Origin of the sequence: Streptomyces cinerochromogenes (assembly GCF_014648635.1) — a bacterium.
GTDB lineage: Bacteria > Actinomycetota > Actinomycetes > Streptomycetales > Streptomycetaceae > Streptomyces > Streptomyces cinerochromogenes.
Map to the genome: position 1 here is coordinate 38908 of NZ_BMRM01000013.1, position 20144 is coordinate 59051.

Consider the following 20144-nt stretch of genomic DNA (forward strand, 5'->3'; position numbering starts at 1 on the left):
TCGACACGGCAACCGGCTGGTTTCGTTCACGCCCGGTACCGAAGAGGTACCCCCTGGCGGGGCTCCCCTGCCCATGGCTCTGACTGCCTTGTGGCACCGCGGCGAGGTCGTCATGGTCCACGACCGGTTCCGGGGCCACTGGGAACGACCCGGTGGCCTCCGCGAACCGGGGGAGACTCCTCGCCGGACGGCCGTCCGTGAACTCTTCGAGGAGAGCGGGCAAGTACCCGGCGATCCCTTGCGATTCGTCGGATACGCCGGATTCCTGCTGGGTCCCGAACAGCGCGCCGAATACGGTGCGCTGTTCACAGGCCACGCGCTGCGGCGCCGCGACTTCGAGGCCGACCACGAGATCGGGGCGATGCGGTGGTGGGATCTGACCGCACCCCTGCCGGGGCGGGTATCCGACATCGACGCGTATCTGGCCCGCCTCACTCGGCCCGCCACTTCCCGACGGGGCGCGGTGTAGGGGGAGCAGCAGGCCCGGTCCCGGGCCTGCTGCTCCCCCCCTGTCCTGGCCGGGTCCACCCGGTGCACCGCGCGTTCCGTGACTGTCCGGAGGCGCGAGCGGCCGTGGGAACCGGCGACTTGGGTCAGCAGTACTTCTTCTGCACCAGATCGGCGATGCTCTTCTTGCTCACCCGCTCGCCACAGCGCGTGGCGCCGTCAACCGCGGCGCTGTAGCTTCTCGCCCGGCCGTGGGCCTGCTCGATCCACTTGGTACCGCCGTCGCACCGGTACCCGACCCAGTACCCCGAGGCCTTGAGCCTGCCGAGGTAGAAGAAGTAACGGCCCTTCTTCGTCAGCGTGTCGGAGACACTGACGCTTCGCGTCGTGGTGCGGCCCTTCTCGTGCGTGTAGCTGCCGTTGACGTGTGCGTCCAAGCTGATCAGGATCCCTTTCACTCCGAACCCTCCGGAGGCTCCGGAGTCCACGCTCCGCCCGGAAGTCAGCGTCTTGGAGTGTTCGAGAGTCTTCGTGACCGTGCGGCTGCCGCCCGTGTACTCCTTCTCGTACCCCTTCACCTTGTGGGTGAGCACCCGGGTCCGACTCGTGGTGACCCAATCCACGCTGTGGCTTCCCGGGTCACAGATCATCGGCCCCGCGTTCGCCGTCGTCGCCGGCACGAAAGCCAGCAACGCCGCGGTCATCCCCACTGCGGCGGTCGCCGCGGCCAGGCTGTTCCTCACTGCTCATCACTCCCCGTTGTTCCGTCTGGTCCGTTGTCCACCTCGGAGAGCGCGGTCTTCGACGCCTCCCCGGGTCGCCCATGATGGTTCGTCAGTCCGGGGCCGGCGACAGCACTCGGTCCACACTTCCTTGGCGGAGAGTCGACAGGGGTCGCGGGCCGGGGCACGGAAGGCTGAGATCCTGAGCGGCCCGGCCGACCGCGGCTCCCTGACCCGGCCCTGACTTCCGTCCGCCCCGCACACCCGATCACCCCTGAGGGGTCCCCGAGCCGACCCGGAAAAGCCCCTGACAGGCGCACCACAGGGGCGCCAGTGCACCTAACGTGACGACGGTGCCCCGGCCGGGTCCGCACGTCTGACACAACCGATCTCTTCACGAGGAGGATCCATGCCGTTCAGGGGCAGATCCGCATTACGGCGCGTCGCCGCGCGGGGCACGGCCCTGGCCGCGGGGGCCGCCATGGCCGTCGTCACCGGCCTCGCCGCCGCTCCGTCGGTCCACGCGGCACCGTCCGCCACCGGGGGCCTGCGGTGGGCACCGTGTGACGACCCGGCGGAGCCGGGAGCCGAATGCGCCACTCTCTCGGTGCCGGTCGACTGGGCCCGTCCCGACGGGCCGAGACTCGACCTGGCCGTGGCCCGCCGCAAGGCCACCGACCCCGGCGCACGCGTCGGTTCGATGGTGTTCGGCCCCGGCGGGCCGGGCGACTCGGGTGTGGACATGGTGGTGCGCCGTATCAGCCGGTTCAGTCCCGAGGTCCGCCGCAGGTTCGACATCGTCAGCTTCGACCCACGCGGCGTGGGCGCCAGCAACCCGGTGACCTGCTCCGACGACCTGCTTGCCGAGCGGCCGTCACCGGAGCTGAAGAGCCAGGCGGACTTCGACGCGACCATGGCGTACAACAGGCGGCTCCGTGCCGACTGCCGGGCCCGTACCGGCCCGGTGTTCGACCATCTCGACACCGCCCAGACGGTCCGGGACCTGGACGCCCTGCGGGTCGCCCTGGGTGAACGGAAATTGACCTTCCACGGCAGCTCGTACGGCACACTGCTCGGCGCCCAGTACGCCGAGACCTACCCGCGCCACGTACGCGCGATGGTGCTGGAGAGCGTCATGGACCACGGCGTCCCGACCACCCGTGACTTCCTGCAGTCGGAGGCGGCCACGGCAGAGGATTCGTTCCAGGAGTTCGTGAAGTGGTGCGACGGTGCCGCGGGCTGCGCGCTGCACGGCCGCGATGTCCGCGCCGTCTGGCAGGGCCTGCTGGCCCGGGCCGGCCGCGGCGAGCTGGAGGACCCGGCGAAGCCGGGCACCCCGCTGTCGACTTCGGACCTGGTCAACAAGACGGCGTTCCGGAAGTTCTACGACGCCGACTACGCGGGCCTGGCCACGGCGATCGCGGGGATGGACGCGAGCAGGCCGCTGCCCGCGTCGCCCACCTCGACGGCGCCGCTGCATCCGGCCACCCCCGTCTTCTGCTCGGACTGGCACCTGCCCGTGCGCGACTACGAGGAGTACGCCTCACTCGTCGCCGTTATGAACAGAACCGCGCCTGACCTGCCTTACCTCCTGCCGGTCCACATGACAGCGGCGTGTCTGGGCGCGCCGACCGCCAACCCGCAACACCGCCTGGACGCACACGGTGTCCCTCCGATCCTGGTGTCCAACGCGCTGCACGACCCCGCCACCGGCTACCCGTGGGCGGTCTCGGTGGCCCGGCAGCTCGGTCGCAGCGGCGTGCTGCTCACCTACGAGGGCCAGGGGCACGGCAGCGTCACCAGCGGCCCGTGCATGGAGGACACCGTGGACCGCTACCTCACCGACCTGGCAGTCCCGCCCCGGGGCACCAGCTGCCCGGCCGTGCCCTCCTGACAGCCGGCCGCTCCGCATCCGCCCGGCAGGCGGGTCCGGTAGGAGAACGGCCGTGACGCGCAGGTGAGTCACCGAGGGACAGCGGATCTCGATCGGGCCGTTCCTGCCGGCAGGCAGGAACGGCCCGTACCCCGGCACCGGATGTCCGGTGCGCGGGGCGGTCCCCGTCCGCGGTGTGACCTCCCGCAGAGCGGAAACAGGGAGGTCATGGAGTTGCTGATGGAGTTGCACGAGATGGACCGGGTGCTGACGCAGCAGGCGGCGGCCCGCGTCCCGAAACGGGTCGGCAGGGTGCTCTCGGCCGTGGAGGAGGCCGCGGAGAACACCAAGTTGTGGTGTGCCGCCGCGGCGGTGATGGCAACGGGTGGCGGCCGGCGGGGCCGGCGGGCCGCGGCCACGGGGCTGGTCGCCCTCGGCGTGGCCCAGGTCGTGTCGAACGGTCTGTGCAAGCGGCTCGCCGACCGGCCCCGGCCGCCCAAGGAGTGGATCCCCCACGACGAGGTCGAGGACCGCCCCGATTCCTCGTCCTTTCCTTCCGGCCACACCGCCGCCGCGGTTGCGTTCACCGCTGCGGTCGCAGCCGTCTGGCCGACCGCGGGCATGGTGTGCGCGGTGCCGGCTGCGATGGTGACGGTGGAGCGTGTGCAGTCCGGCGCCCACTACCCGAGCGACGTCGCGGCTGGAGCGGGCATCGGCCTCATCAGCGCCTTGTTCGTCCGGCACGGGCCTCGGCTGCTGCTGCGGCACAAGGTGTAGCAGCAGACGCCGGGTGCCGACGGGGTCCTGGCGATCCGCGTCCTCTTCGTCCCGGGGACGGGTGAGCCCGGGGGGCCCGAGGCAGAGTCCGCAGAGTCCGGAGCCTCTTCGGGTGCCGGCAACGGCCGGCGTCGGTGGCCCGGCTGAACCGACGGCGCCGGGGTACTCGCGCGCTCAGCCGATGCCGGGCGCCGTGAGCCCGGTTCGTACAGAGAGCGACGGGAGGTGATCACCGTGTCGAGTACCCAGCCCTCTTCCGCCGGCCCTGCCGGCCAGGAGCCGGTGAGCGAGCTGGTGCAGCGTGCCTCGCGGCAGCTGACGGAGCTGGTGCGCACGGAAATGCGCCTGGCGCAGGCGGAGATGAAGGAGAAGGGCAAACGGTACGGCAAGGGCGGTGGCCTGTTCGGCGGAGCCGGGTTGGTCGGCTTGCTGATGCTGCAGGCTCTGGTGGCGACCGTGATCGCCGCACTGGCACTCGTGCTCCCGGTGTGTGCCGCCGCACTGATCGTCACCGCAGTGCTGGGTGTGATCGCCGCGGCAATGGCCATGAGTGGGAAGAAGCAGATTGCCCAGGCCGCACCGCCCACGCCGGAGCAGACGGTAGAGAACGTGAAGGCCGATGTGGCCGAGATCAAGGAGAGCGCACACCGATGACCCAGCCGCCCCACGACGAGCCCACCGCCGACAGCCCCGAGGAACTGCGCGAGCAGGCCGAACAGACCCGCCAGGAACTCGGCCAGACCGTCGAGGCCCTCGCGGCCAAGACCGACGTCAAGGCCCGCGCCCAGGAGAAGGCGACAGAGGTCAGGGAACATGTCGCCGCCCGGGCGGGCGAACTGAAGGAGCAGGCCTCGCTCAAGGCCGGGGAGCTGAAGGACAAGGCGGCGCAGGCTGCCGGCCACCTGCAGGACAAGCTGCCCGATCCGGTGAGGGAGAAGGCCGTCGAGACCGCCGGACAGGCGCGGGCCAAGGCCGCTCAGGCCGGCCATATGTGGCAGGAGAAGGCGCCCGAGCCGCTGAGGGAGAAGACGGCCCAGGGGGCGCAGATGGCCCGCGACAAGCGCGGCCTGCTCCTGGCCGCCGCCGGTGTGGCGGTCGTGGCGTGGATCGTCTGCCGTCGCCGCGAGGGATGAGCGGGGTGAAGGCCCTGACGATCGCCTACGAGCCGGTCGCTCACGCCGCTCCCGGCTGACGAGCGACGAGCCAGACTGCGGGGTGCCGGTACGCGAGTACCGGCACCCCGTTCACGGACCGCCCCGTTCACGGACCGCCCCGCCCCGGGCCGGGCTCCTGTCCGCGCCGAGCGGGCGGGGCCCGCGGTGGTTGCCTCGTCCAGCCTCATCCAGCCTCATCCAGCAGGGCCGGCCGGTTCAGCGCTCACTGCACACATCAGCAGCGTGCAGACCGGGGGGAAGCCGGGTGCCCATGACCACCACGGCCAGCACGGCCACGACGGGCGCGCCCTCCAGCACCAGCTGCAGGCTCGCGGCCAGGCGGGTCAGCTGTGCGCGGGGGCGGACCCCGGCGGCCAGGACCTCACGCGGAGGCCGGTCAGCGCCTCACGCCGAGGCCGAAGATGTCCGATGCCGTCCGTCCGCACTATCGTGTGGGCAGCCTGCCGGGACGGCGCCGTGCGGGCCGGCCGGGACCGCCCGGTCGGCCGGAGCACGAGCACCGCGGTGCGCGTCGTCGGTCACCGAGCAGGGTGTGCACAGCCGCCGGCCTGCGGTCGCCTCGGCCGGGCGGATCATGTGCGGAGGAGTCGGAACAGTGAGGGTTGCGAGGGTGATGGCAACAGCCAGTGACATCGAGAAGGCTGCCGAGGTGCTGCGTGCGGGAGGCCTCGTGGCCCTCCCGACGGAAACCGTCTACGGCCTGGGCGCGAACGCTGAGGACCCCGCCGCCGTCGCCCGTATCTTCCAGGTCAAGGGGCGCCCGCCCTCCCACCCGCTGATCGTCCACATCGGCGGCGCGGAACACCTGGACGAATGGGTCGAGGAGGTGCCCGCGACGGCGCGCCTGCTGGCCGAACACTTCTGGCCGGGGCCCCTCACGCTGGTCCTGCGGCGCGGCCGACGGGTGCCCCTCGAAGCCACCGGTGGCCTGGAGACGGTGGCCGTGCGCGTGCCCGACCACCCCGTCGCCCTCGCGCTGCTCTCGGCCTTCGGCGGCGGGGTCACGGCTCCGTCCGCGAACCGCTTCGGCTCGGTCAGCCCCACCACGGCGGACCACGTCCGAGCGGAGCTCGGTGATGCCGTTGATTTCGTCCTGGACGGCGGGTCCTGCGGGGTCGGTGTCGAGTCGACCATCGTCGACGTCACGGGCGAGACCCCGAGCATCCTCCGGCCCGGCGGGGTGACCCGCGAGGACCTCGAAGCGGTGCTGGGGTGCCCGATCGAGGTGCCCTCCACCAGCCATGTCCGGGTGCCGGGTCAGCACCCGTCGCACTACGCGCCACGGGCTCGGGTCGTCCTCGTCGAGCCGGAGGAGGTCGTCGCCGAAGCCGGGCGCGCGCAGGAGGAGGGGCACCAGGTGGGTGTCTTTCTTCCCGCCGCCTCCGCCGACGCTCCGGTGAAGGCGCACGCGGTGGTGGCCCTCCCCGATTCCATGGACGCCTACGCGCGCGGGCTGTACGGGTTCCTGCGCGAGCTCGACCAGCAGGGGTGCGACCTCATCGTCGCCTCCCTTCCGGCGGAGCAGGGGCTGGGTCTCGCGATCGCCAATCGGCTCCGGCGCGCCGCGGGACCCCGGTCGTCCCAGTGAGCGGCGACGCCCCGGGGGGTCGTGCGGGGCCGACGCGTAGCGCTCGCAGAGCGGATCGGCCGGTCCCGTCCCCGCGGTGACGACGACTCGAACCTGTGGGTGCGCGCCCCGGCAGGCGCCGTTCCCCCAGGCCGGAGGTCGACCTGCTCACGATCCCGTGGACCGTCTGTGCCCACTGCGGGCTGGTCCCGGCGGAAGCCATGTGCGCGAGCCCTGGGGCGTCCTGTCCGTCCTGGCCGACTGCGTCGTACGACGACGTGCTCCTCGCCCGGAGTTCCGGCACGGAGGCGGGTCGGCAGCCCCGTGGCTGTCCGGGACTCGCTCACCGTCCTGGCCTCTTGCCCCGGTGGGGAGCCGCCACGACGGTGGCAGGTATCCAGCCACGGTCCTTGCCTTCACCCACTGCCGCTTGATCTCTTCTCCTGGTGACCACCACCTCGCCGCACCTGGATCCGCCGCCCTGGCCGCACTGCGCTGCCGGGGCGAGCCCGGACGATCCCGTGGGCTGCCGTGGCGTCATCGTCGACCCGTACGACGCCTGCCTGGCCCACCTGCCGGAAGCCTTCCGCACGACGTACCTGGCCGGCCTGGCCCCCGGCACCGAGGTCCATCACTCCGGCACCCCGTTCACCGGTGATCTGCTGCACCGGCTGCTCCACGCACTCCGGGCCCCGGACAGCGGGCGGCCGCTGGTCCGCCACGCCCGCTTCGAAGCCGCCACGTTCTCCGGCACAGCCGACTTCGGCGGAGTGGCCTTCGAAGACGTCTGGTTCGACGGGGCGGTCTTCTCCGGCGACGCCGTCTTCCGCGGGGCGTCGTTCGACGGGAACGCCGGGTTCAGCCGGACGGTGTTCGCCGGGAGCGCCGGGTTCAGCAGGGCCGTGTTCTCCCGTGCCGCGGACTTCGGCGGGGCGGTGTTCGCCCTGGACGCCCGCTTCGACAACGCGACGTTCGCCGGCGCCACGTTCGTCGGTACGGCCTTCTCCGGTGACGCCTGGTTCGGTGCGGCGACGTTCTCCGAAGACGTCCGTTTCGACCGTGCGACGTTCACGGAAGCCAACTTCCGCGGGGCGGTGTTTTCCGCGAACGCGGGGTTCACCAGGGCCTCCTTCTCCGGCAGCGCTCTCTTCGACCGTGCGGTGTTCTCCGGCGCGGCCGGCCTGCGAGAGGCGGTGTTCTCCGGTGATGCCGGGTTCCTCGGAGTCCGGTTCGACGGAGACGCCCGATTCGGCGGGGCGACCTTCTCCCACGGCGCCGACTTCCATGACGTGACGTTCTCCCGCGACGCCTGGTTCGTCGGGGTCGCCTTCTCCGGCAGCGCCCGGTTCAGCTCGGCGACACTCGCCGGAAGCGCCCGCTTCGACGCCGCGGAGTTCTCCGCCGAGGCCGTCTTCCGCAGGACGGCGTTCTCCGGCGACGCCCACTTCGCCGGGGCGGTGTTCTCGGGCGGCGCCGACTTCGGCGGTGCGGTGTTCTCCGGGGAGGCGGCCTTCCGCGGGGCGTCCTTCTCCGGCGACGCCCGCTTCGGCGCGGCGGCGTTCTCCGCCGGCGCCTTCTTCAGCGGTGCGACCTTCGAGACGCTGTCCCGTCTGGGCCCCCTGGTGTGCCGGGGAGAACTCGATCTCTCCGGTGCGCGCTTCGGTGGTCCGGTGACCATCGAAGCGGCATCGGCCCTTTTCACCTGCGTGAGGACTCGCTGGGAGTCCACGGCCACGCTGCGCCTGCGCTACGCGACGGTGGACCTCACGGACGCTGTCATCGAGTACCCGCTGAGCGTGGCCACCCGTCCGTCCGCCTTCACCCACGACCGGAGGCCGGTCGACGAGTCCGCTCTGGCCGACCGGGACCCGAGTGCCCGCATCACCTCGCTGAGCGGCGTGGACGCCGCCCACTTGGCGTTGACCGACGTCGACTTGTCCGGCTGCCGTCTCACCGGGACCTTCCACCTCGACCAGCTCCGCCTGGAGGGCCGCTGCGTCTTCGCGGACGCCCCCGCCGGCCTGCACCGGCACGGCGCGCTTCCGGCCCGCTGGACACAGCGTCGCACCCTCGCCGAAGAACACCACTGGCGCGCCGCCAACGGCTCGACCGGCTGGACACCGGCGCCTTCCGGAACGACCCCCCAGCAACCCGCCGCCCTCGCCCCCGTCTACCGCCAGCTGCGGAAGTCCTTCGAGGACGCCAAGAACGAACCGGACGCAGCGGACTTCTACTACGGCGAGATGGAGATGCGCCGCCACGACGGCGACCGGCCCCGCTCCGAGCGCGCGCTGCTCACCCTGTACTGGGCCGTCTCCGGCTACGGCCTACGCGCTTCCAGGGCCCTCGCCTGGCTGCTGGGAGCCATGGCCGCCACCGTCCTGGTCATGGTTCTGTGGGGCATCCCCGGGAACGACCTGCAGGCCGTGACAACCGGGCACCTGACCGGGCAGGACATCTCGCTGACCACGGACGACCCCACCCCCGTGAACCCTTCCGGTCCGCTGCGCTCCCGCCTCGCCTCCCAGCGCTGGGAGAAGTCCCTGCACATCGTCGTGAACTCGGTGGTCTTCCGCTCCTCCGACCAGAACCTCACCACCACCGGCACGTACACCGAGATGGCCTCCCGCCTGACCGAGCCCGCGCTGCTGGGCCTTGCGGTGCTTGCCCTTCGCGGACGGGTCAAGCGGTAGCCCAGAGCCGGGGGAAGCTCAGGCCGATGCCGGCGGGAGGCAGGCGACCGCGCCTCGGACGAACCGGCACCCCCGCTCATCGGCGTACTCGCTGAAGTGGAGTTCCTCCATGACCTCTTCGGCTCGCCGCAGGTGCGGTAGGCCGTAGGCGACCTTGAAGTACTCCAGGTGCTGGCGGACGGTGAGGGCGTCGTTGACGACGGCCACCTGGGGGCAGTAACCGAACCTTCCCCGGTGTCGGACCGTGCCCCGTCCGGTCGCAGTTCGCCGGACAGGATCCTCAGCAGCGTGGTCTTGCCGGCTCCGTTCTCCCCGACGATGCCGGCCACGACGCCGGGGCCCAGATCCAGGCTGATGCCGCGCAGTACGGGACGACGCCCGTAGGCGTGGTGCACGTTCCTGACTTCCACAGCGCCCTCCTCGTCCCCGGCCGGTCCTTACCGCGATGCCCTGGGCCCAACCGCCGCGGGCGGCCCTTGGTCACCCGCCGTCAACGTGCTCCGTGAAATGTCATCCGTTGTGCTGACCAGGCAGGTGAGGGGGGCCGGGTGCCGACGTACGCCTTCTAGGGTCGGGCTGGTGACCAACCCCCCGGGTACCGCGCACCCGCCTCGTACCACCGTGCCCGTGCAGCACCGCTTCGACGCCGTACCGTTCGGCAGACCGCATCCGTCGGCCGGTCTGGAGTGGTGGTACCTGACGGGACATCTGGCCGCCCCGGACGGGGAGCGGCACCACTGGGCGGTGGCGATCTTCCGGCACGCGGACCCCCACGGCCGCGCGGACGAACCGGGGTACTGCTGCTACTTCGTGCACTCGCACCACCAGCGCATGGCGTCCGGCACCTGGATCACCCCCCGGGGCCTCAAGGGCCTCCGCGAGGCGCTCCGCCGCGACGAGGCCACGGACCCGCGGATCCGGGAGGCGCTGGCCGATGCGCTGAGCGAGGGGCCCCTGCTGCCCGACCGGCTGCTTGAGGGTACGGTCACCGACTGCCCCACTCGCCTGGACATCGCCCTGGGCACGCTCGCGTCGCTCCGGGAGGAAGGCAACGGCACGTACCGTCTCCGCTTCCACGCCGACGGGCAGCCGGAACTCGATCTCACCCTCACCGCGGAGAAACCGGGCGTGCCGCAGCTCAACGAACAAGGCCGGCTGCCGGGCCGGGCCGGGGACGGCCAGGACGAGCTGACCACCCATGTCTCTCCGCGGTTGCGGATCAGCGGCACCCTGACGACTGCCGAAGGCGTGGGGGTGGACTGCGTGGGGCAGGCGTGGTTCGAACACACCTGGGGCGCTTCCTGGTACCGGGCGCGGCGCTCGGCCGCGACGGCCGACCGGGCCTGGGAATGGGCCGGCCTGCAACTGGACAACGGCTGGGAGATCAGCGCACCGCTCACGTATCACGCTGCCCCCGCTTCCGGGCACCGCACGATCGTGCATGACCGGGCGACCGCCGTCGCACCCGACGGCACGGTCACCTACCCGGCACTGTCGTGGCAGGCGACCCGACGGTGGACCTCGGCCGCCACCCTCAACACCTATCCCACGCAGGTCCGCCTCGCGATCCCCGACCTCGGCCTGCACGTGGACGTCACCGGCCCGGACACCCCGCACGAGGTACGCACCTTCACGGCCGGGCGCGCCCTGTGGGAGAGTCCGGCCACCGTCACCGGCACGATGAACGGCACCGCGCTCTCCGGGGTGGCCTACCTGGAGACGCTTCCGTCCAACACGGTCGGCGACATCGAGCACTACATGCGCCGCGCCCACGACATCGCCCGTGCGGAAGCCGCCGCGCTGTACTCCGCCGATCCCGACGACCACGCCGCGCTCAGCCTCCTCACCGGCACCGGCGGTGCAACGGACCTGGACGCGGCCACCCTTGCCCGCCTGCACCGGGCGGTCTCCGCCCCCGTCCTGCACCTGCTGGACAACCCCGGCCGATCCTGGCGGCCCTACATCGCCGCCACGGTCCTCTGCCTGTTCGGCGTCGACCCCGAGCCCTACCGGCCGCTGACGGCGATCACCGAACTGCTCCACGTCTCGGCGCTGATCATCGACGACATCCAGGACGACTCCTCCACCCGGCGCGGACGGCCGAGTGTCCACGAAGTGTTCGGCACAGCCCCTGCCATCACCGCAGGGACCCTCGGGTACTACACCTTCGACGCCCTCATGCAACGCGTCCCGCAAGCGGACGCCGCCACCATGCTGCGCATCCACCGGCTCTACCTGCGGGACCTGCGCGCCGCCCACGCCGGGCAGGCCCTGGACATCGCCGGACACCACGCCGCCTTCGACGAGGCCGTCACCACCGGCGACGCCGGCCCCCTCCTGCGTCAGGTCCGTGCCGCCCACCGCCTCAAGACCGGCATGCTCGTCCGCAGCACCGCCGAGATCGCCGCGATCCTCGCGGGCGCCGACGAGGAGGAACTCGGGGCGGTGTGCCGTTACTTCGAGGCGCTGGGCATCGCCTACCAGATCACCGACGACATCGCCGACCTGTACGGGCTGTGCACCCCGGAAGAGCACGAGCGGGGCATCGTCACCCGCCAGCCCGCCGAGGACCTCCGCAACGGCGAGGTCACCTACCCCGTGGCCCACGCCGTCGGCCGCCTGGACGCAGCCGACCGCCGACGCCTGCGCGACGCCCTCCGTCAGCGGTCCGGTACCGGGGCGCTCGCAGCATCGGACCTGCTGCTGCGCAGCGGAGCCCTGGACGCGTGCAGGGCCGAGGCCCGCGCCCTCGTCGACGACGCGTGGAGCGCTCTCTCCCCCTTGCTCCCGCCGACCCTCCACAAGGCCATGGTGCGCGCACTGGGCTGGTACGCCGCACAACGCGAGACAGACCACGTCTCCCCGACAGCACCCCCCTCGTGAACAGCCTGCTGAATCCGAGCGCCTCGACCGGCCGCTCCGCGCACCTGCGTGCCCGGCGTGGTCACCGCGGCCCGGATAGCCTGCGCGCATGAAGCGGGTGCAGCGGATGCAGCGGGCCGCCGGTGTCGTCGTCGGCTCAGCGGTGGGGGACGCCCTGGGCGGCCCCTTCGAGTTCGGTCCCCGGGGAGCGTTCTCCGCGCGGTTTCCCGTGCCTGGTGCCGGTGGCGAGATGAGCGGCGGCGGTGGCTGGGACCCCGGTGAGGCCACCGACGACACACAGATGGCCGTTCTGGTCGCGGAGTCCCTGCTGAGCGGGGCGGACTGGATCTGGCGGACATCTTCGCCCGCTTCCAGCGGTGGGCCGCGGCAGAGCCGAAGGACATCGGCTTGCAGACCGAGGACGTCCTGACCAACGGCATGCCCTGGGACCTCGCCGCCACCACCCACTTCCAGGTCAACCAGCGAGCCGCGGGCAACGGCTCCCTGATGCGGGCATCGACCTCCGCGGTGCACTTCGCGGCCGCCGGCCGAGAAGCCACCATGGACGCGGCCCGCCGCATCGCCGCTCTCACCCACGGTGACCGCGCGGCCTGGGAAGGCACCGCGGTCTTCCACGAACTCGTCCGCCTCGCGTTCGAGGACGCCGACCCCCTCGCCGCGCTCCCGGACGTCCTGGCTCTCGTCCACCCCGAACACCGCGACCGCTACGCCACGGTCCTCGCACCCGAGTGGCACCCGGATCGGGCGACCGAGTTCAACGGTGCCGTCTGGCCCTGCCTGGGCTCCGCCGTCTGGGCCCTGCGCACCACCACCAGCTTCGAGGACGCGATACGCGCGGCGATCGACCTCGGCGGTGACACGGACACCGTCGCCGCGGTGACCGGAGGCCTCGCCGGCGCGTCCTACGGGCTGGACGCGATCCCCGCCCGCTGGACCCAGCCGCTCCACGTCCCCCTCCCCGGATGCGACGGACGGGTGTTGCGCCTGGCGGATCTGGTCCACCTCGCACACCGTCTCGCGGGCTGCTGAGGGGGTGCGTGGGGTGCGTCCCGAGGACGAAGACGCAGACCGCACTGTCCCTGGCTCCGGTTGGCGGGACCGCGGCCGGAGCCGACCCCGACCGCGTTCCCTCCGCCCCAGCAGGCGAGCGGCATCCGCCGGCCCCGGCGGGAGAAGCCAGCTAATCGCCGCAGGTGAGATCGTCGGGATGTGTGGCGTTCTTGCTGATGTTGCAGCGTCGGTGGGCGGCGCGCATGTTGCCGCGTACGTGGTGGCCGCCGAGCGCCAACGGCAGGTGGTGGTCCACGCTCGCCGCCTGCGGGTCGTAGCGGTCGACATGCTTCGGTATCCCGCCGCCGCACAGCTCACAGCGCCAGTCGGCCGCTTCGATGACGGAGAGGGGGTCGACGTCCTCGAAGTAGGTTCCCGGCAGGGCGCGAGCGGCCGAGGTCAGCCGGAACCCGTGGATCCTGGCGGCCGGTGTCCGGGTCAGGTACGCGGGGACCACGGGTTTCTCGGCGGGGCGGCAGGACGCCTGGCAGTAGTCGTCGAGGCACGACGGATCCAGCGTGGAGCCGCAGCCGGGGCAGCGGCGTTCGCACCAGGCGGTCTGTGCCGTGTCGGCCAGGTGTCTGTTCAGCCGCTGGAGGAAGGGAACGGTCATTCTTCTCCTTCGTTCTCGCGCATGCGCAGCGCCGCGTGCCGGCCGCAGTCGCAGGTGCGGGCCCGCCGCAACCGGATCCCGAACTGGCTCGGACGGGGGATCCGGATGGTGGCGCCGCCGGAGCCGAACTGCTGCAACACGCAGGTCCCGCCGAACACTCCGTCGAGCCGCCGCAACGCCGTCTCAGCCGTGGCATCGGAGACGGAGGGGTCGAGGAGCACGTTCCGCTTGCTCCGGATGCTGTGCGGAATGCCGTCCAGAGCTTGGCGGACCTGATCCTTCACGTGCTCCAGATAGTCGACCTCGCACATCATCTGGAACGTGCGGCGGGGCAACGCCTCCCGGACTTCCCTCGCCGCCGCTTCGGAGGCCTCTCGCAGATCGACCGCCTGACGCGCCCTGTCGCAGGCCCCGAGGACCTCGACCGCCACCTCGGCGGCAGGGCGGTCCGCGTTCTCACGGGCGATCGACACGTGCACGTTGACCAGATGGGCGGCACGGCTCTTCGGGGTCTCGCGCTCGGTGTCGGCGGCGTGCTGCTCCAACCTGGCGGCGGCGTGTGACAGGTTCCGGAGGTCCTCGGAGGTCAGCGCGGCATCCCCGGCCTCGAACCGCGAACGGAGGAGGGCCAGCCGCGCGACGTCCAGACCGGCCGCCCGGGCGGCGTCCTTCTCCAGTTCGGCGATGAGGTCCCGCTCAGCGGCCGGGGAGAGCACATACGGTCGTGCCGACGCGTCCTGTTCCCGCGCCGTGTCGCCCCACAGGGGCGCCGCCCACCGCTGCTTGTTCCGGGTGCGATGGATGAAGTAGTCGATCGTTTCCCCGTCGTCGGCCGACCCTGCCAGGTCCTCCTCGGCGGCCGTCAGCAGCCCGGACTCCCGGGCCTTGCGCAGCACTTCTCCTTGCGCCTTAACGGTCGTCGCACGGGACATCGACAGTGCGACAGGCACGAGCCCACGCAGCGACACACCCGGCAACTGGTCGAAGAGGGTCGTTCTGGCGCCCTGATGGGGCTCGGGCAGGGAGCGGCGGCTGACCCGGGAAAGCTCCGGGGCCGAGTGGCGCATGAACACCAGCGAGGTCCACACGGCCTCTTCCCCGGCTCCCGCCTCTTGCCCCTCGGACGTCACCCTGACCAGTCGGGACAGCCGGTCCGACTCGTACAGCAGATAGGCGAGCACTCCGGCAGGACCCTGCCGTACGGGGGCGATGCGTGGCTTCAGGCGGAAATCCGGGTCGATGCGCCTGAGGGAACCGGCCAGCGCCTCACGGAGTTCGCTGTGCGCCGCCGGCGCGTCGGCACGGGACACCTCCCGGACCCCGGTCAACAGGCGTACGGCATCGGTGAGAGCGGCATAGAGAGGCGACGCGCCTCCCACAACGGGTACGTTCAACATGGCAGACAGATCATGGCAGGTCCACGACGCCTGCTCCCATCCGGTGACCGCTCCGGCGTGCGGGGGCGACCGCCGTCCGTGCGGCAGGCACCGCGGCCACCGGCCTGCTCGCCGGGGAGCTGTCACGGAGGCATCCGTGGCGACGGTGCCTGGTCAGCGGTCGAGTGCGGGCAGGTGGGCCAGGCCGGTGTCGAGCATGATGCGGTCGACCGTCTCGTGCAGGGCGCTGTCGGCACCGATGACGGTCTCGCCGCCGCCGGGGAGCAGATCGCGCGGTCGGTACCAGTCGCGCAGTTGCGTCTCGTCCACGTCGTCCGCGATCGGCTTGGTGGCGTGCCGGGCGAGGGTCTCACCGAACGGTACGTCCAGGTAGTAGCCGTGGGTCGGGCCGCGGTGGTCGGCGCGCAGTCGGGCGAGCATGTCGCCGTAGCGGTCGGCGTAGAGGATGCCTTCGACCACGACGTGATAGCCGGCGTCCAGGGCGTAGCGGGCCGTCAGGTCGATCAGGCCGATGTTCGCCGCTCCGGGGCGGTCGCGCTCGCGCAGCACGATGCGGCGGAGGTTGTCCTGGCCGACCAGGGCCAGACCGCGGCCGAACCTCGCGCGGAGGCCGGCCGCGACGGACGACTTCCCCGAGGCGCTGTTGCCGCGCAGGATGACCAGCCGGGTCTCTTCAGTGCCCACCATCACAGCGGTCACCCTAGCGACCACCGGTGACCAGGAACCTGCGGCAGGGGACACCTGTGGGTCCTGGCCGCCGACGCCCTCGACACCCCCGCCGGTCTCCCCTGGCCCCGGCCACCACCCGTGACCACCGCGCTGCTCCGCGACGGCAGGCGGGAGCGAGGGGTTGATGTAGCTGGTGTCGGCCGGGGTGACGGCGGTGCCGGGGTGACGGCGGCGTCGATGTGGTCCAGGACCTTCGGGGCGACGACCACGTCGGCCGCGGGCAGCTGTGTGCGGAGGTGTCCGCGGTGCGGGGGGCCGGTGAGGACCAAGGCGACCGCGGGGTGGTTGAGGGCGGCGCGCACGTCGTCGAGTTCCGGACTCCCAGTGCCGGGGTGCCCGGCCGCCTGTCCTGGGCGAGTCGGGCGTCCGACGGGGAACGCCGCCTGCACCGGGCCGCCGGGCCGCGTCACTGCAGCGCGGGATGCAGCCTCTCGCGTACGCTCCACGGTTCCTGGTCGACGCCCACTCCGTCCAGCGTCATCCCGGCGAAGATCCCGAGGGCCCCCGAGAAGACGCCCAACAGCAGGCTGGCCCAGTACGGGACGACGTCCAGCAGGAACGGCAGCGCGAGGAGGGCGCCGACCGCCGCGACGCCCAGGTGCCGGCCGTGCACCTTCGGGAAGTAGCGGGACGGCCGGGGAAGCGGCGTGACAGTGAGCGCGGTGTCGGTCGCGCACACCGGTGCGGCACCCTGGCGCAGGTAGGGCGCGTAGTCCTCCTCCTGCGTCACGCCCCAGACCACATGGCCGGAGTCGGAGACGAAGGCGGCGGCAACCTTGCGCTCCTTCTCCGTGCCCGCGATGTCGCGCCACCGGGTCGGCCAGCACAGCCAGCCGCCGTGCCCCACGAGCTGGGCAGCGGCATGGGTGAGGTGTTTCTCGCTGACGATGACGCTGTGGCCGGCGTGCGTCGCCCGGAGCCGGACGGTCCCTCGGCCGTCGGTCTCACCCTCGGGTACCAGCTCGATGTGGTACGAGGATCTGACGCCGATCCGGCCGACACCCGTCCCTGTCGGGTACCGGTACGTCTCCCGGACCGGGGTACCGAACCGGACACGAACCGCGTGCACGCCGCCCGCGGCGGCGTCTTCCCTGAGCATGCGCTGCGCGGGATCGAGGTAGCTCTGGAGCAGGGAGAGGTTGCACAGGGACAGCGCGGCACCCAGGACGAAGGTGAGCACGACGAACAGGTCACCCAGGAGCGACTCGCGGCCCTCGTTGGCTGCGCAGGCGGCCACGTTGGGTGCCCAGACGGTGAGATAGGCCGCGGCGATGAGCCCCCAGTCGCGGCGTACCGCTCCCAGCTTGCCGGGGATCGCCGTCCGGGCAGGGGCGGTCGCCGGCAGCGGTTTCACGAGGGGGGCTGACCGAGAGGCCAGCAGCCAGCCCAGGGCGAACAGCGCCGCCAGGGCCAGCAGCACGACGATGTCGAGGCGTCGGCCGGTGTCGCTCCGGAACGTCGCCGCGCCCCATGCGGCGGCCGTCGACACGAGAGCCGCCGCCCCCAGAGCCCTGGCGAGTGGTGTGGAAAGGTGCTGCATGCGGTCTCCCCCTGACCCCGACCGTGAAGATCTCGTGCGCGGCAAGGAGATTACGCCCCCTTGATCAGCTTCCGGAAGGGCGTGGATGCGTACTGCGTCAGTGTGAACCACACACGATCGTCGAGCCGGGGACGGTGCCCGGCGCCGGACTGCACCGCCAGTTCGGCATGCTCGCAGAGACCGGCATACGCCGCGGAGTCCGCAGCAGCAGCCCGACGTCGTAGCACCGGCGGGCAAGAGCACCGCCCTCCAGAATCTGTGAGGAGTTCTTGGGGCGCGGGGTATCACCACTGGCTGACGAGCGGCGTCCCCGGTTCGTGCTGTCGCCAGGCTTCGGCGAGGCGGGTGAGGCGTGCGGGGGCGGCGATGCCGCGCACGGTCGCGATCCTGCCGCCCGCGAGGTCGAAGGTCACGGCGCCGACGACCTGGTCGCCGACCACGAAGAGGATGGCGGGGGCGCCGTTGACGAGCGCGTAGTGGATGGCGGGCGTACCGCCGGCCAGTCGTCGTTTCGCGGGTGAGGGTGTGAAGCCGGCCCGTGCGACCGCGGCGATGCGCCGCGCGGTGTCGAACCGCACCAGCTTCTCGGTCAGTCCCGCGCCGTCGGAGATCGCTGTAGCGTCGTCGGTGAGCAGTGCCACCAGCCGTTCGGTACGGCCCGAGGCGGCAGCGGCGAGGAATTCCTCGACGATGCCGCGGGCGGACGCCGGGTCGACCTCACCGCCGCCGCGGCGTGCGGCGATGATGCGGCGCCGGGCGCGGTGGAGGTGCTGCTGGCTCGCGGACTCGGTGATGTCGAGGATCCCGGCGATCTCGGCGTGGCTGTAGGAGAACGCTTCGCGCAGGACGTAGACGGCCCGCTCACAGGGCGACAGGCGCTCCACGAGAGTCAGCACGGCCAGGGAGACCGATTCGCGCTGCTCGAAGGTGTCGGCCGGGCCGAGCATCGGGTCGCCGTCGAGGAGCGGTTCGGGAAGCCAGGCGCCCACGGCGCGTTCACGGCGGGCCCGTGCCGAGCGGAGCCGGTCCAGGCACAGGTTGGTGACGACCTTGGTCAGCCATGCCTCCGGCACCTTGATGAGCTGCCGGTCGGCGGCCTGCCAGTGCAGGAACGCGTCCTGTACGGCGTCCTCCGCGTCGGCGGCGGAGCCGAGGAGACGGTACGCCAAGGAGGCCAGCCGGTTCCGGCTGGCCTCGAACCGAGGCGTGTCGAAGGCTTCGGTGACGGTGCTGTCCACGCGGACCACCCCGGGCGGCTACGCGATCGACTTCTCGGCGGACGAACTCCCGGACGATTCCGCGGAAGAGTTCGTGGACGAGTTCGTGGGCGAAACCGCCGGCGTGCCCGCGGACGTGTCCAGGGACGTGTCCGGGGCGGCAACCAGGCTGCGTCGGCGTTTGGGCAACCCGAAGGTCGGGTGCGAGGTGGTCCACAGCGAGGCGTTGAGAATGCCCGCCTTGATCCGTGCGGCCTTCCGGCCGCCCATGTACTTCGGCTTCGCCCGCGCTTCGTCGTCGACCATCTGCAGGATGCCGTCCCGCCGCCCGAGGCTGATGTGGTTGCCCAGGTACTCCAGTCTGGTGTGGGGGATCCGGCGGCCGGTCAGGCGTCCCACGACCGCGGCAACCGCCTGCATGCTGGTGTAGCCGGCCGAGGCGCAGGACATCGGCAGGGGCCGGCCGTTGTCGCCGACGGCACAGACGCTGTCGCCGGCGGCGTGGACGTCCGGGTGCGAGACGGACCGCATCGTGCGATCGACGACGATCCGGCCGTCCCCGGTCACCTCCAGCCCGCCCGTGGCGGCGATGGGGCTGACCGCGAACCCGGCTGCCCAGACGGTCGCGTCGGATGCCAGCACAGTGCCGTCGGCGCACAGCACCCGGGTCGGTTCGACGGCTTCGACGCTGGTGTGTTCCAGGACGGTGATGCCCAGCCGGGCACAGGCCCGACGCAGGTGGCTGCGGGCTCCGGCGGACAAGTGGGCGCCCAGCCCACCGCGGGCGACCAGCGTCACCGACAGGCCGGGCCGGGACTCGGCGAGTTCGGTGGCGGTCTCGATGCCGGTCAGCCCGTCCCCGACGACCAGCACACTCCCCCTTTCGCCCCGCTCGTCCAGGCTGTCCAGGCGCTCGCGCAGGCGCAGCGCCGAGGGCCGGCCGGCGACGTCGAAGGCGTGCTCGGCCACGCCGGGGACGCCGCGGTCGTCGACGTGACTGCCGAGCGCGTAGAACAGCGTGTCGTAGCCGATCTCGCCGCCGCCCTCGGCGTCGGCCACGGCGACGGTCCGGCGCTCGGGGTCGACAGCGGTGACACGGGCCAGACGCAGCCGTATCCCCGTCCCCGCGAAGACGTCGGCGAGCTTGGGGGTCTCGATCTCCTGGCCGGCCGCGAGCTGGTGCAGCCGCAATCGCTGGACGAAGTCCGGTACAGCGTTGACCACGGTGATCTCGGCGTCCGCCGGAGACAGCCGGCGCGCCAGGTTCCCGGCCGCGTAGGCCCCGGCATAGCCGGCCCCGAGGACCACGATGCGGTGCTTCATGTGTCTCTCCTGCCTGTTCGCTTGCTCCCTCGGTGGGTTGAGCGGAACAGCAGCCCGATCCCTGACAGACATCGCATGTGTCGTGCGTCACATGGCCACGGGGTGCAAGGTGGCGGGCGCCAAGCCACCGGCTCCGCG

15 protein-coding genes and 2 pseudogenes are annotated in these 20144 nt (G+C 71.9%); 9 read left to right on the forward strand and 8 right to left on the reverse strand.

The genetic code is table 11. The features are described from left to right. Positions 1 to 73: 73 nt before the first annotated feature. Entirely contained in the window at positions 74 to 469 is a 396-nt protein-coding gene (locus tag IEZ20_RS24395; RefSeq protein WP_229896244.1) for an NUDIX domain-containing protein, read from the forward strand. A gap of 124 nt (positions 470 to 593) precedes the next feature. Here the strand turns inward: IEZ20_RS24395 and IEZ20_RS24400 are convergent, their stop codons facing one another. Then, positions 594 to 1190 (reverse strand): hypothetical protein, encoded by a 597-nt coding sequence (locus IEZ20_RS24400; protein WP_189302319.1) that lies wholly within the window; start codon positions 1188 to 1190, stop codon positions 594 to 596. A 388-nt stretch (positions 1191 to 1578) separates the two neighbouring features. Between IEZ20_RS24400 and IEZ20_RS24405 the strand changes: the two genes are divergently transcribed. The 6 genes from IEZ20_RS24405 to IEZ20_RS24430 all read left to right on the forward strand — a co-directional run bounded on the left by IEZ20_RS24405 (position 1579) and on the right by IEZ20_RS24430 (position 9254). Further along, positions 1579 to 3063, forward strand: coding sequence for an alpha/beta hydrolase (locus tag IEZ20_RS24405; RefSeq protein WP_189302322.1), 1485 nt, complete (start codon positions 1579 to 1581; stop codon positions 3061 to 3063). Between the two features lie 207 nt (positions 3064 to 3270). Then, complete coding sequence (locus tag IEZ20_RS24410) at positions 3271 to 3819, forward strand: phosphatase PAP2 family protein (protein WP_189302324.1); 549 nt, start codon at positions 3271 to 3273, stop codon at positions 3817 to 3819. 282 nt (positions 3820 to 4101) lie between these two features. Continuing rightward, positions 4102 to 4473 (forward strand): phage holin family protein, encoded by a 372-nt coding sequence (locus tag IEZ20_RS24415; RefSeq protein ID WP_189302326.1) that lies wholly within the window; start codon positions 4102 to 4104, stop codon positions 4471 to 4473. Then, the gene (locus IEZ20_RS24420; RefSeq protein WP_189302328.1) at positions 4470 to 4952 is read left to right on the forward strand and encodes a DUF3618 domain-containing protein; all 483 of its coding nucleotides are present in this window, start codon (positions 4470 to 4472) and stop codon (positions 4950 to 4952) included. Before IEZ20_RS24415 ends, IEZ20_RS24420 begins: the two co-directional genes overlap by 4 nt. A 655-nt stretch (positions 4953 to 5607) precedes the next feature. Beyond that, a complete protein-coding gene (locus tag IEZ20_RS24425; RefSeq protein WP_189302330.1) occupies positions 5608 to 6582 on the forward strand; it encodes an L-threonylcarbamoyladenylate synthase in 975 nt (324 codons plus the stop codon). Positions 6583 to 7007: 425 nt separating this feature from the next. After that, on the forward strand, positions 7008 to 9254 hold the full coding sequence (locus IEZ20_RS24430; protein WP_189302332.1) for a pentapeptide repeat-containing protein: 2247 nt from the start codon (positions 7008 to 7010) through the stop codon (positions 9252 to 9254). Positions 9255 to 9326: 72 nt separating this feature from the next. Here IEZ20_RS24430 and IEZ20_RS24435 read toward each other — a convergent pair. Next, positions 9327 to 9664: pseudogene (locus tag IEZ20_RS24435) on the reverse strand (ATP-binding cassette domain-containing protein); the annotation flags it as partial. A 169-nt stretch (positions 9665 to 9833) separates the two neighbouring features. Between IEZ20_RS24435 and IEZ20_RS24440 the strand changes: the two are divergent. Further along, on the forward strand, positions 9834 to 12137 hold the full coding sequence (locus IEZ20_RS24440; protein ID WP_229896245.1) for a polyprenyl synthetase family protein: 2304 nt from the start codon (positions 9834 to 9836) through the stop codon (positions 12135 to 12137). A gap of 97 nt (positions 12138 to 12234) precedes the next feature. After that, positions 12235 to 13166 (forward strand): annotated as a pseudogene (locus tag IEZ20_RS24445) (ADP-ribosylglycohydrolase family protein). Between the two features lie 151 nt (positions 13167 to 13317). Here IEZ20_RS24445 and IEZ20_RS24450 read toward each other — a convergent pair. The 6 genes from IEZ20_RS24450 to IEZ20_RS24475 all read right to left on the reverse strand — a co-directional run bounded on the left by IEZ20_RS24450 (position 13318) and on the right by IEZ20_RS24475 (position 20006). Beyond that, on the reverse strand, positions 13318 to 13800 hold the full coding sequence (locus IEZ20_RS24450) for an HNH endonuclease (RefSeq protein WP_189302336.1): 483 nt from the start codon (positions 13798 to 13800) through the stop codon (positions 13318 to 13320). Further along, complete coding sequence (locus IEZ20_RS24455) at positions 13797 to 14888, reverse strand: hypothetical protein (RefSeq protein ID WP_189302338.1); 1092 nt, start codon at positions 14886 to 14888, stop codon at positions 13797 to 13799. Before IEZ20_RS24455 ends, IEZ20_RS24450 begins: the two co-directional genes overlap by 4 nt. A gap of 462 nt (positions 14889 to 15350) precedes the next feature. Then, the gene (locus IEZ20_RS24460; protein ID WP_189302340.1) at positions 15351 to 15884 is read right to left on the reverse strand and encodes a P-loop NTPase family protein; all 534 of its coding nucleotides are present in this window, start codon (positions 15882 to 15884) and stop codon (positions 15351 to 15353) included. Positions 15885 to 16332: 448 nt separating this feature from the next. After that, on the reverse strand, positions 16333 to 17466 hold the full coding sequence (locus IEZ20_RS24465; protein WP_189302342.1) for a hypothetical protein: 1134 nt from the start codon (positions 17464 to 17466) through the stop codon (positions 16333 to 16335). 284 nt (positions 17467 to 17750) lie between these two features. Next, positions 17751 to 18704, reverse strand: a complete 954-nt coding sequence (locus IEZ20_RS24470) for a sigma-70 family RNA polymerase sigma factor (RefSeq protein WP_189302344.1) — start codon at positions 18702 to 18704, stop codon at positions 17751 to 17753. A gap of 18 nt (positions 18705 to 18722) precedes the next feature. After that, a complete protein-coding gene (locus IEZ20_RS24475) occupies positions 18723 to 20006 on the reverse strand; it encodes an NAD(P)/FAD-dependent oxidoreductase (protein ID WP_189302346.1) in 1284 nt (427 codons plus the stop codon). Positions 20007 to 20144: the final 138 nt, after the last annotated feature.